This window comes from Brevibacterium sp. FAM 24630, assembly GCF_049804075.1.
In the GTDB taxonomy this organism is placed as follows: domain Bacteria; phylum Actinomycetota; class Actinomycetes; order Actinomycetales; family Brevibacteriaceae; genus Brevibacterium.
Window position 1 is genome coordinate 26,853 of sequence record NZ_JBNBZD010000028.1, and the last position, 11,965, is coordinate 38,817.

Here is an 11,965-nt window from a genome sequence, read left to right on the forward strand (position 1 = left end):
GAACCCGAGGGTCCCTGTGCGCGATACTGGGATCGAACCAGTGACCTCTTCCGTGTGAAGGAAGCGCGCTACCGCTGCGCCAATCGCGCTGGTCGGTCAGCATTGCTGCTGACCATCCGAGGTGGCGACGGGATTCGAACCCGTGTATACGGCTTTGCAGGCCGCTGCCTCGCCTCTCGGCCACGCCACCGCCAAGGCAGTGCCATGACGCCTCCGAGCGGATGACGGGACTCGAACCCGCGACCCTCACCTTGGCAAGGTGATGCTCTACCAACTGAGCCACATCCGCATTTCTCGCTGCGGGGTTTCCCTCGCAACGAGATACAACTCTATACGGAGGGGGCGGCATACGCAAAATCGGAATCGGGTGATCGTGATCACATGCGCAGATCGAGCATTCAGGCTGGCCAACTTATAGTGGTGGGGTGAACGACGAACGTCCCCGCGCCCGCCCCAAGGGCTGGTTGTCACGCCACCATCGCCAGGGCCCCCGACCGTGGCGGAAACTGCGTCTGGGTTTCCTCCGCTGGCGCCGGATGGTGTTGGCGAACCATCACACCGCCCGCATCTATCGCAGCATCGTCGGCGGACTCGGCACACTCATCGTGCTCATCGGCCTCGTCCTTGTGCCCCTGCCCGGTCCGGGATGGCTCATCGTCATCATCGGCCTGTTCGTCATCTCCAGCGAATTCCATTGGGCGCGGAGACTGCTCCACTTCGTGCGCGTGAATGTCGAGCGGTGGACGCGCTGGATCATGGCCCAGCGGCTGTGGGTGCGCTGGACCGTCGGCGCGGTCACCGCGGCCTTCGTCGGCTTCATCGTCTGGTGCACCCTGCGCCTCACCGGCCTGCCGGGGTGGGTGCCGGATCTCGGTGTGCTCGAACTGCTCGGTCTGCACTGAACATCCGCCCTGCGCACCCGAACCCGCCACGCACGTCCGCACAGTTGGCCGACGCCGCTGACCCTCCGGGGTCGCTGTCCCGCCGCCGTTCATCACCCGCCGGTAGCTCTGACCCGACGGTGGCCGAATGCACAGAGGCCGCCGACCATTCACCGTGGTCGACGGGAACGTGCGGAGCCGCTGTCAGGATGACAGCGGTGGAGTCAGGATGACAGCGCGGTCAGCCGCGAAAGGCAGCGCATGTACTTCTTCCTGTAGCCGCCGGCCAGAGACTCCTCGGTGAAGATCTTGTCCAACGGCACACCGGAGTTGACGATGTGGACGTTGCGGTCGTAGAGCCGGTCGACCAGAGCGACGAAGCGCAGCGCCACGCTCTCGTTCTCGATCGTCGTGACGTCCTCCCACACGGCGGAGTCCACGCCGTCGACCATCCGCCCGTAGCGGGACGGATGGACCGTCGACAGATGAGACAGCAGCTGGGAGAACTCATCTCTGGCGACGGTGCCTTCGAGCTTCGCCGTGGCCGCATCGAGCTCGTCGGCCGGCAGCGGATCTGCCGGGGAGCTCAGCGCACGGTGGCGGTAGTCCTGACCGTCGATGCGAAAGACCTCGAACTGGTCGGCCAGCGCCTGGATCTCACGGAGGAAGTCCTGAGCGGCGAAACGGCCCTCTCCCAGCGAGCCGGGCAGGGTGTTCGACGTTGCGATGATCTTCACGCCCGCATCGGTGAGTTCGCGCATGAGCCGGGACATGAGCACGGTGTCCCCCGGATCGTCGAGTTCGAATTCGTCGACGCACACGAGCTTCATCTGCGACAGGTCGTCGCGGGCGCGGGCGAAGCCCAGAGCACCGACGAGGTTCGTGTATTCGACGAAGGTGCCGAATGTGGCGGGCTTCTCATTGGCGTGCCACGCGGACGCGAGCAGGTGAGTCTTGCCGACACCGTAGCCGCCGTCGAGGTAGACGCCCTTGGGACCGGACTTCCCCTTCGAGAAGAGCTTGCCGAAGAACCCCTTCGAGTTCGACTGTGCTGCGAATTGCTCGAGTCTTCTCCGAGCCTCGGCCTGCGAGGGCTCGGCGGGGTCCGTGCGATAGCTGTCGAAGGACACGTCCTCGAACTGAGGCGGCGGGACGAGGCCTGCGATGAGCTCTTCGGGGGCAACCTGTGGGGATCGGTCGCTCAGTGCGACCAGAGTCTGCTCGGCATTCACTCGGCCTAGTCTAAGGCAGGCCCGCGGGCCCGACGGAAATCGGGCCCGAGCGGGTGAGGACCATCACAGGCGCAGAGAACCGAGGTGGACGGGCGCACACGCACAGCTTCGGCGCGCCTTCGTCCGCCGAAGCCGTTCGGTTCGTCTCAGCTGAAGTCGAAGCCGAGTCGGCCGAGCTGTTTGGGATCGCGCTGCCAGTCCTTGGCGACCTTGACGTGGAGGTCGAGGTAGACCTTGGTGCCGAGGAGGCGTTCGATGCCCTGGCGGGATTCCGAACCGATCGCTTTGAGTCGGCTGCCGCCCTTGCCGATGATGATCGCCTTCTGGCTGGGTCGTTCGACGAAGAGGTTGACGTGGACGTTCCACAGCGGATTGTCCTCGCTGCGGCCCTCCCGCGGGTACATCTCCTCGACTTGGACGGCCAGGGAGTGCGGCAGTTCGTCGCGGACGCCTTCGAGGGCGGCTTCACGGACGAGTTCGGCGATCATCTTCTCCTCCGGCTCATCGGTGAGGTCGCCGTCGGGGTAGAGCGGCGGCGACACCGGCAGATGGGAGGAGAGAACGGAGTCGACGGTGTCGATCTGGAAACCGTCGGCCGCGGAGACCGGGACGACGTCGGCGAAGTCGGCGAGTTCGCCGACGGCCAGCAGCGCCTCGGCGACCTTGTCCTTGGATACGAGGTCGACTTTCGTCACGAGCGCGACGATCGGGGTCCGCTCGTCGAGCAACTCCAGCTGGGAGGCGATGTAACGGTCGCCGGGACCGATCGCCTCATCGGCGGGAAGGCAGAAGCCGATGACGTCGACTTCGTTGAGGGTGGTGGCCACGAGGTCGTTGAGGCGGGAGCCCAGCAGCGTCCTGGGCTTGTGCAGTCCGGGGGTGTCGACGAGGATCAGCTGGTGATCGTCCCGGTGGACGATTCCGCGGATCGTGTGCCGCGTCGTCTGCGGCTTTGCCGAGGTGATCGCCACCTTCTCCCCCACCAAGGCGTTCGTCAGCGTCGACTTGCCGGTGTTCGGCCGTCCCACGAAGCAGGCGAACCCGGCACGGTAGCCCTCGGGATAGTCTGTGCGAAATTCCATGTCAGTCCTCTTCCTTCGTCCCCGGGCTTCCGGCCGCGGCGGTCTGCGCCTCGGCGGCGGTGTCGTCTGCGGTGCGGGTGACCCGCACATGGGTGATGCGGTGGCGGCGGCCCTGGCCTTCCATGGCTTCGATATGGAGGCCGGCGATGCTCGCATGCGAACCGTCGATGGGCACCCTGTCGATGAGCTTCGAAAGCAGCCCGCCGACGCTGTTGACATCATCTTCGTCGATGCGCACGTCGAAGTATTCGGCGAAGTCCGAGATCGACATGCGCGTGCTGATGACGAAGGATCCGTCCTCGGCGGCGACGAGTTCGTCATCGCCGTTGTCGTATTCGTCTTCGATCTCGCCGACGATCTCTTCGACGATGTCCTCGATGGTCACAAGCCCGGCGGTGCCGCCGTATTCGTCGACGAGGATCGCCAAGTGCGTGGAGTCCAGCTGCATCTGTCGCAGCAGATCGTCGGCCGGTTTGGTCTCGGGCACGAAGAGCACACTGCGCGCCAGCGTCCCGATCGGCTTGTCGGTGTCGTCCGGGTGGAGCTGAAGGCGGCGGGCCACATCTTTGAGATAGGCGACGCCGCGGACGTCGTCGAGGTCCTCCCCGCACACGGGGATCCGGGAGAAGCCGGAACGGAAGAACAGGTTCATCGTCTTCTGCAGACCTACGTCGGCGTCGACGGTGACGAGGTCGGTGCGCGGGACCATGACTTCGTTCGCCGAGGTGTCCGAGAGGTTGAAGACCGATTGGATCATCTCGCGTTCGCCGTCTTCGATGATATCGGATTCGCTGGCCCTCTCGACGAGGTCGCGCAGCTGCTCAGAAGTCACGAACGGACCGTCCTTGTACACCTTGTCCGGGGTCAGCAGGTTGCCGAGGACGACGAGGATGCGGGTGAGCGGTTTGAGGACGACGAGGACGATGCGCACGATCCAGCTGAGGTTGAGGCACACGGCTAGCGACCGGCGCTTGCCGATCGTGCGCGGAGACACGCCGGTGATGATGAAGACCGCCACCGAGGCGGTGAGTACCGTGAGGAAGACCATGAGCGGTCCCACGGAGTAGTAGGAGTCATAGGCCAGTGCGATGAAGACCGTGGCCAGTGCCTCGAGGAAGTTGCGGACGAAGATGATGACGTTGATGTTCGTCGGCAGGTCGCCGAGGATCTTCTCCACCCGCACGGCCGCGCGCTTGCCCTCTTCCTTCGCCTCCTCGACGGCGTGGTGGGACACGTTGAGCAGAGCCGCATCGACCGCCGAGAGGATGGCTGCGATGATGAGGCACAGTGCCGCACCGAGGAAGTACGCGAACACCTCAGACCTCGGTGGGGGTGGGAATGTCGGTGCGACCGTCGTAGCGAGCGGCGAAGAAGGTCAGCAGCAGATGCCGCTGCAGGGCGAACATCTCCTCCCGCGCTTCGGGCTCACCGTGGTCGTAGCCGAGGAGGTGGAGGAATCCGTGCACCGTGAGCAGCAGGATCTCGTCCATTGTCGAATGGCCGGCGGCGTCGGCTTGGGCGGCGGCCACCTCGGGGCAGATGATGATGTCACCCATCTGACCTTCGGTCGGTTTGTCCGGCTCTCCTTGGTGGAGCTGGTCCATGGGGAAGGACATGACGTCGGTCGGACCTTCGAGGTCCATCCACGTGACGTGGAGTTCGGACATCGCTGCGGTATCGACCATGGTCACGGCCAGTTCCGCACCGGGATGCATGTGCAGGGCCTCCCCGAGGTACTCGGTCAGGGCCACGACCTCGTCGAGGTCCACCTCGGCGTCGGTCTCGTTGAGGATCTCGGTGTTCATTCGGCACTTCCCCACAGGTCGTAGGCTTCGACGATCTTCGTCACCAGCGAATGCCGGACGACGTCCTTGCTGCCCAGTTCGCAGAACTGCAGGTCCTCGATCCCGTCGAAGATGTCGCGCACGACCTTGAGTCCGCTGCGGGTCTTGCCCGGCAGGTCGATCTGGGAGATGTCACCGGTAACGACCATCCGGGAGCCGAAGCCGAGGCGGGTGAGGAACATCTTCATCTGCTCGGCCGTCGTGTTCTGCGCTTCGTCGAGGATGACGAAGGCATCGTTGAGAGTCCGTCCGCGCATGTACGCCAGGGGTGCGACCTCGATCGTGCCGGTCTCGATGAGCAGCGGGATCGATTCCGGGTCGACCATATCGTGGAGCGCATCGTAGAGCGGTCGCACATATGGGTCGATCTTCTCGTTCAGGGTGCCCGGCAGGTAGCCGAGGGATTCGCCGGCTTCGACGGCGGGCCGGGTGAGGATGATCCGCGAGACCTCTTTGTGCTGGAGGGCGTTGACGGCCATCGCCATCGCCAGGTACGTCTTGCCGGTGCCGGCGGGGCCGATGCCGAAGGTGATCGTGTGGTTGCGGATGGCTTTGACGTAGTCGTGCTGGCCCATCGTCTTCGGGCGGATCGACTTTCCGCGTGTGGAGAGGATGTTCGTGCCCAGCACCGCCGAGGCGGCCGCCCCTTCGGAGGAGAACTTCGTGACCCGTTCGATCGTCTCATCGTTGATCCGATGGCCGGCGGCGTGGAGCTTCTTCAGCTCCCCGATGACGCTGACGAAGGCTTGGACCCGGTTCGGATCCCCGGCGGCCTGGACCTGGTTGGCGCGCACGTGGATGTCGAGGTCGTCGAATGACTTCTCGAGGGTGCGCAGGTTCGATTCCCCGGGCCCGAAGAATTCGACGAGGTCGATCGAGTCGGGAATGACGAGGCGTACGGAGTCAGCGGCATGAGAGTCTGCCTGGGCGTCGGTGTCTGCCGCGTGAGAGTCGGGAGTGTTCACAGGGTTCGGGGTGGGGTGGGTGATGTCCAGAATGTTCCTTTGCATGCGAGCGTGCCGTCACCGGCGACGCCGGAGTGTGCTTCCATCCTAGTCCGATGGCTCACCAACGGCCCAATGAATTCTGAGCCATGACGAGGCCGGCGGATCCCGCCGACGAGGAGCGCAGGATGGTCGGACCCAGCAGCACGGGTGTGGCCCCGCGGTCTTTCAGTGCCGCAAGTTCGCTGTCGCTGATACCGCCCTCGGGTCCGACGACGAAGACGATGCGCTCGGGTGCCTCCCCTGCCGCCACCTCTTCGAGTGCCGTGGACAGCTTCGCTTCCGCGGTCTCGTGGAGGACGAAGACCGCATCGGCAGCAGAGAGCCGCTGGGCCAGGGACGTGCCGCGAACGAGTTCGTGCAGCTGCGGGAAGTGGGAGCGCCGGGCTTGGAGGGAGGCGGCGTTGAGCAGGTTCTCCCATTTCGCGGCGATCTTCTCCCGCTTCTTCGCCGGCCAACCGGCGATCGAGCGTTCGGCGGCCCAGGGGATGACATCGTCGACCCCGATCTCCGTGGCCGTTTCGATGGCCTGCAGGTCACGGTCGCCCTTGGCCAGGGCTTGGACGAGAACGAGCCGCGGAGCCGGCCGCGGTTCCGTCGTCACCGCGGTGACGTCGATGGCGATGTCCGTCGGTGAAGCGGTCGTGACGGTGCCACGAGCTCGCGCACCGGCCCCGTCGACGATGTCGATCTGCTCACCGGGTCCGATCCGTCGCACCCGCACCGCATGTCCGGCCACGTCCTCACCGAGGGTGAGGACCTGACCGATGACCGCCTCGGCGGCCAGGGCGGAGCGGAAGACGGGAAGACTCACCGACCGGCGAACCTTTCGCGCATGCGGGAGAACACGCCGCGGCTCTCGGTGGTGATCTGCGCGCGGGGGGCTTCTTCCCCTCGCAGCTGTGCCAGCTTCTCGAGCAGCTCGCGCTGCTCGTCGTCGAGCTTGTCGGGAGTGAGCACGTCGACGGTGATGAGCAGGTCGCCACGAGTCTCCGAGCGCAGGCGGGCCGCGCCGAGTCCGGCGAGTTTGACGACCGTGCCCGACTGGGTGCCCGGGGCGATGTTGAGGTCCTGGGTGCCGTCGAAGGTCTCGAACGGAATCGTCGCTCCCAGGGTGGCCGCGGTCATCGGCACGGACACCGCGGCACGGAAGTTGTCGCCGTCGCGGTGGAAGACCTCGTGGCGGGTGACCATGACCTCGACGAAGAGGTCGCCGGCGGGGCCGCCGCCGGGTCCGACTTCGCCCTGGCTGGACAGCTGGATGCGGGTGCCGTCGGAGACTCCGGCGGGGATCCGGATCTTCATCGTCCGCTGTTTGCGCACGCGGCCGTCGCCCTGGCAGTTGAGGCAGGGGCTCGGGATGACGGTGCCGAATCCGTGGCAGGAGTTGCAGGTCTGGTTCGTGACCATCTGGCCCAGCAGGGTGCGGGTCATGCGCTGGACGCTGCCGGCGCCGTGGCACAGGCTGCAGGTCTCGATCTTCGTGCCTTCCTGGGTGCCGGCACCGGAGCACGTGTCGCAGACGACGGCGGTGGTCACATCGAGATCGACGGTGCCGCCGAAGGCCGCAGTCTTGAGGTCGATGCTGACGCCGACGAGGGCGTCCTTGCCGCGCTGGGTGCGTGGGATCGGACCGGCGGCCTGTCCCCCTCCGCCGCCGAAGAAGGTTTCGAAGATGTCTCCGAAGCCGCCGAAGCCGCCGCCGGCCGGGAAGCCCTGACCGTTCTCGCCGCCGCCCATGTCGTAGTTGCGCCGCTTCTCCGGGTCGGAGAGCACATCGTAGGCCAGTGAGATGGCCTTGAATTCGTCTTCGTGACCGGGGTTGACGTCCGGGTGGTACTTGCGTGCCAGCTTCCGGTACGACGACTTGATCTCAGCCGCGGAAGCATCTTTGGACACTCCGAGTGTTTCATAGTGATCGGCCACAGAAACTTCTCTCTCCCTGACGTAGTGGTCTTCTCAGTTCTTGGTGGTGGCGACCGCGCTTCCACGCAGTCCTCACCGATATGGTCTCGCCCTGATTCGGGCGCCTCCAGCTCTTCGTCTTCAGCGGCCCTACCCTCGATCGAGGATCGAGGACACGTACTTCGCGACGGCCCGGACAGCCGAGATCGTCGTCGGATAATCCATTCTGGTCGGGCCGAGCACCGCCAGTCTGGCCGAGGAACCCGCCTCATGACCATATTCGGCGGCCACGACAGAAGTCGAACTCAATGATTCGTGAGTATTCTCACGCCCGATGCGCACACTGATCTCCTCTTGGTCTTCGGCCATCGAGGTGAGCAACTTGAGGAGGACCACCTGTTCTTCGAAGGCCTCGAGGATCGGGCCCATCTTCTCACCGAACTCACGTCCGGAGCGTGCGAGGTTCGCGGTGCCGGCCATGATGATGCGCTCTTCACGAGTGGCGGCGACGAGGTCGACGACGGCGGCGCGGACCTGCTGCAGTCCGGAGTCGTCGAGGGCCCCGGGCTCGGCAGGATCGGGAGTCGCGGCCGCCTCGACGCCCGGGGCGGAACCGAGGACCTGCGAGAGCTTGCGGCCGGCGAACTCGGCGTTGATCTGGTCGCGCAGGCCGCGGACGGCGTCGTCATCGACCGGCGTCGGGGTGATGATGGACTTCTGTTCGACCTGTCCGGCGTCGGTGATGAGGACGACAAGGATCCGCCCCGGTCCGAGGCCGACGATCTCGACGTGCTTGATCCGGGCGCGGGACACCGTCGGGTATTGGATGAGGGCGACCTGGTGGGTCAGCCCCGACAGCACGCGTACGGTGCGGTCGAGCATCCCGTCGAGGTCGACTTCACCGTCGATGAGCTGGAAGATCGCACTGCGTTCGGCACCGGTCAGCGGTTTGAACTCGTCGATGCAGTCGACGAACATCCGGTATCCGAGGTCGGTGGGGATCCGGCCCGCCGAAGTGTGCGGTTGGGCGATGTAGCCCTCGTGTTCGAGCTGGGCCATGTCGTTGCGGATCGTCGCCGGTGAGACGCCGAGGGTGTGCCGCTGCACGATCGCCTTCGATCCCACGGGTTCGTTGGTGGCGACGAAGTCCTCGACGATGGCGCGCAGTACCTGTGCTCGTCTGCTGTCGTTCATCGCGGACCTCCTCCCCGCCTCTGTTCCCGGTGCCCGTGTCGGTCTCCGCATGCCCGAACTGGCACTCATTGCGACTGAGTGCCAATTCTACGCCTCTCGACCGCTGATTTCATTTCAGGGGTGTCCCGCGGGTCTGCGCGCGACCCCGACGCTCCTTCATTAGGGTGGTGTCCCGTGAATGTTTTTGATCGCTATGGCCCCGATGTGCTCTCCGGCTCCTCACCGTCGTCTCACCGTCCGAAGAAGTCCCGCCCGGTCGAACTCGGCCTGGGCATGGTGCTCGAAGATGCGATGAGCGGATATGTCGGTGCGGTCGTCGGAGCGGAGAAGACCACGGCCGGTGTCGTCGTCAATCTCGAGGACCGCAACGGCCGGGTGCATGCGTTCCCCCTGGGCCCGGGCTTCCTGCTGGAAGGGCAACCGGTCGATCTGCGGCTGCCGACGAAGAAGAAAGCGCAGGCCCCCGGGCGAACGGCTTCCGGCTCGCGTGCGGTGGCAGGTGCCAAAGCGCGGGTGGCACGTGGGTCGCGCATCTGGGTCGAGGGCAAGCACGATGCCGAATTGGTCGAGAAGATCTGGGGTGATGATCTGCGCATCGAAGGCGTGGTCGTCGAACCCCTCGGCGGCCTCGATGACGTCGCCGACAAACTCGCGGCCTTCGGTCCGGATCGCGAGCATCGGGTCGGCGTCCTCGCCGACCACCTGGTCGATGGAACAAAGGAGTCGAAGATCGCCGAGGCGGTACGCGCCGATCCGCGCTACCGCGACGTCGTCCACATCATCGGTCATCCCTATGTCGACATCTGGCAGGCGGTCAAACCCCATGTCGTCGGCATCAGAGAGTGGCCGGTCGTCCCTCGCGGAGAGGATTGGAAGACGGGGATCCTGCGTCGGATCGGTTGGCCGCATGCCGATCACCGCGATGTCGCGCGCGGATGGGTGCGCATCCTCGGAAAGGTGACGACGATCGCCGATGTCGAACCGACGCTGTCGGGCCGGGTCGAGGAGCTCATCGACTTCGTCACTGTCGGCTGATCGGGGCGCCCGAGGCACGGAGGATGACGACGCAAGTCGACAACACAGTCTGCGTTGACAACATCTGCGGTAACGTGGATGACTGGAGGAATCGAAAGGAAGCTCATGACACAGAATCCCCAGCAGCCCGACAACAGCCACCCGCGACCGATGCCGCCGAATTACCCTGAGGCACCCGGACTCCAACCGCCTTATGGTTCCCAACCGTCATACGGTTCCCAGCAGCCTTATGGTTCCCAGCCGTCATACGGTTCCCAGCAGCCTTATGGTTCCCAGCAGCCTTATGGTTCCCAACCGTCATACGGTGTGCCGCAGAGCTACTCGGTCTCACCAGGCGCCCACGGCCCGGCAGCTGACCAGGCGCTGTACGACTCACGGCTGTTGCCGCCGCAAGCCTTCGGCACCGGGTCCGAAGGGTTCTGGCAAACACCACCCTCGGACCGCAGTACTGCAGTCTGGACCCATATCGGATCCATCCTGCTGGGCTGGCTACTGCCGCTCATCCTCTTCCTCGTCAAGAAGGACGAGTCCCCGTTCGTTCGCGAACATGCCCGCCAGTCGTTGAATTTCGAACTGACTTTGTTCCCGATCTTCTTCATCGGTTCAATATTCACATTGACGGGAGTCGGCCTGCTGATTCTTCTGGCTGCGGCAATCGTTAACATCGTCTTCCACATCAATGGCGCTATCGCCGCCAATCGCGGCCAGGGCTACAGGATCCCCCTGGCGATTTCGATGGTCAAATGACCCGTCCGACGTCCTGACCGACGGCGCCCAATGGTGTTGCCTGGTCCGATCACCGGCCGCGGGCAAACCACGCCGAGGAGCGGGGCAAGAAGGCGAACACTATGCTCGCAGTGCCGAACAGCAGAAAGCAGCCGATCAACAGCGGATTGAGCGGGGTCATCACCACGAAGGCCAGGCCAAGACATCCCATTGCCACCCAACGAGCACGCCCACGACCGACGGCCAGACGCCATGCATAGGCCGTGAAGCCCACAATCACGATGAGGCCGACCACAAACGCGATTGCGACGATCCCCGTGGCGATTCCACTCGATAGATCGCCGGCCCAGGACAGTACCGCTGTATCCGTCAGGTCTCCGATCTTTCGCAGCACCCAGCCGACGATCCGGAACGCTCGCCCACCGGTGAAGGCCATCCAGACGAGAGCCGCAAGAACGAAGAACGGAGCAATGAACCCCAGCACCGAGGCGGTGATGACCTCGAAGGGACGCTTAGGCACACCAAACACATTCACTTGCAGATCTCGCGCAGAGCGGTAGGTCCCGGGATAGTTCCGTGCAACATCGAATGCTTTCCCGTGCCCATTCCGTTCCAGCGGATGCGACCCTATCAAGGAAGCGCGATCCGTTGCGCGCCGGCGACGGAGCAAGTCCTCCCTTGCCCGTGCGGCAATCTCGCGTGGGTCTTCGGTCGGCAGATGACCGAGCGCATGTCCCCACTCAGAATGAGAGTGACCCGTCAGCGACATCGCGGGAGCAGGCCAGGCTTCTGACCAGTTCCTCTGCCCATGCCCCGGATTCGGTGTACTCATAGACGACGTGGCAGCCCTTTCTGCATCAATGACCGATTCCGCTGCTACCTTACTACAGCCGTTGCCGAACTGAGGCAGGAATCTGAGCTCTTCTCTCTCCCCACCCCGTTACCTTTTAAGTAGCCTCAACATCCGTCAGGATAGAAGGGGTCGCTGGCCTGAGGACCTCGGCATGATTCATGCCCCCAGTCGTCATGATCCGGGGGGTGTTGTCACCGAGGTTCGAAGGC

12 protein-coding genes and 3 tRNA genes are annotated in these 11,965 nt (G+C 64.7%); 3 read left to right on the forward strand and 12 right to left on the reverse strand.

The features are described 5' to 3' along the window. Positions 1-17: 17 nt before the first annotated feature. From ACPUD7_RS16040 to ACPUD7_RS16050, 3 genes are all read right to left on the reverse strand, one after another. Positions 18-89 (reverse strand) — tRNA-Val (locus tag ACPUD7_RS16040). Between the two features lie 30 nt (positions 90-119). Next, positions 120-190: transfer RNA gene (locus tag ACPUD7_RS16045), tRNA-Cys, on the reverse strand. Positions 191-216: 26 nt separating this feature from the next. Further along, positions 217-289 (reverse strand) — tRNA-Gly (locus ACPUD7_RS16050). Positions 290-425: 136 nt separating this feature from the next. Here ACPUD7_RS16050 and ACPUD7_RS16055 point away from each other — a divergent pair. After that, entirely contained in the window at positions 426-902 is a 477-nt protein-coding gene (locus ACPUD7_RS16055; RefSeq protein WP_425120460.1) for a PGPGW domain-containing protein, read from the forward strand. Between the two features lie 203 nt (positions 903-1,105). Here the strand turns inward: ACPUD7_RS16055 and zapE are convergent, their stop codons facing one another. The 8 genes from zapE to hrcA all read right to left on the reverse strand — a co-directional run bounded on the left by zapE (position 1,106) and on the right by hrcA (position 9,142). Then, entirely contained in the window at positions 1,106-2,113 is a 1,008-nt protein-coding gene (zapE, locus tag ACPUD7_RS16060) for a cell division protein ZapE (RefSeq protein WP_425120461.1), read from the reverse strand. A 146-nt stretch (positions 2,114-2,259) separates the two neighbouring features. Then, positions 2,260-3,195 (reverse strand): GTPase Era, encoded by a 936-nt coding sequence (era, locus tag ACPUD7_RS16065; protein ID WP_425120462.1) that lies wholly within the window; start codon positions 3,193-3,195, stop codon positions 2,260-2,262. A gap of 1 nt (position 3,196) precedes the next feature. Beyond that, positions 3,197-4,510 carry a hemolysin family protein gene (locus ACPUD7_RS16070; protein ID WP_135542420.1) on the reverse strand — a complete coding sequence of 438 codons (1,314 nt, stop codon included), beginning with the start codon at positions 4,508-4,510 and terminating at the stop codon, positions 3,197-3,199. Between the two features lies 1 nt (position 4,511). After that, the gene (gene ybeY / locus ACPUD7_RS16075; protein WP_135542418.1) at positions 4,512-5,000 is read right to left on the reverse strand and encodes an rRNA maturation RNase YbeY; all 489 of its coding nucleotides are present in this window, start codon (positions 4,998-5,000) and stop codon (positions 4,512-4,514) included. Further along, complete coding sequence (locus ACPUD7_RS16080; RefSeq protein WP_425120463.1) at positions 4,997-6,049, reverse strand: PhoH family protein; 1,053 nt, start codon at positions 6,047-6,049, stop codon at positions 4,997-4,999. The genes ybeY and ACPUD7_RS16080 overlap by 4 nt, the downstream gene beginning before the upstream one ends. Before the next feature lie 55 nt (positions 6,050-6,104). Further along, on the reverse strand, positions 6,105-6,857 hold the full coding sequence (locus tag ACPUD7_RS16085) for a 16S rRNA (uracil(1498)-N(3))-methyltransferase (RefSeq protein WP_425120464.1): 753 nt from the start codon (positions 6,855-6,857) through the stop codon (positions 6,105-6,107). Continuing rightward, positions 6,854-7,969 carry a molecular chaperone DnaJ gene (gene dnaJ, locus ACPUD7_RS16090; protein WP_135542412.1) on the reverse strand — a complete coding sequence of 372 codons (1,116 nt, stop codon included), beginning with the start codon at positions 7,967-7,969 and terminating at the stop codon, positions 6,854-6,856. Before dnaJ ends, ACPUD7_RS16085 begins: the two co-directional genes overlap by 4 nt. Before the next feature lie 129 nt (positions 7,970-8,098). Next, positions 8,099-9,142: a heat-inducible transcriptional repressor HrcA gene (hrcA, locus tag ACPUD7_RS16095; protein ID WP_425120465.1), complete on the reverse strand. Its 1,044-nt coding sequence runs from the start codon at positions 9,140-9,142 to the stop codon at positions 8,099-8,101. 174 nt (positions 9,143-9,316) lie between these two features. On the opposite strand from hrcA, the gene ACPUD7_RS16100 reads away from it, so the two are divergent. Together ACPUD7_RS16100 and ACPUD7_RS16105 are read left to right on the forward strand one after the other, a co-directional pair. Next, the gene (locus tag ACPUD7_RS16100) at positions 9,317-10,177 is read left to right on the forward strand and encodes a DUF3097 domain-containing protein (protein WP_205683402.1); all 861 of its coding nucleotides are present in this window, start codon (positions 9,317-9,319) and stop codon (positions 10,175-10,177) included. A 105-nt stretch (positions 10,178-10,282) separates the two neighbouring features. Next, entirely contained in the window at positions 10,283-10,924 is a 642-nt protein-coding gene (locus ACPUD7_RS16105; RefSeq protein ID WP_135542408.1) for a DUF4870 domain-containing protein, read from the forward strand. A 49-nt stretch (positions 10,925-10,973) separates the two neighbouring features. Here ACPUD7_RS16105 and ACPUD7_RS16110 read toward each other — a convergent pair whose 3' ends face one another. Next, a complete protein-coding gene (locus ACPUD7_RS16110) occupies positions 10,974-11,423 on the reverse strand; it encodes a hypothetical protein (protein ID WP_135542407.1) in 450 nt (149 codons plus the stop codon). Positions 11,424-11,965: the final 542 nt, after the last annotated feature.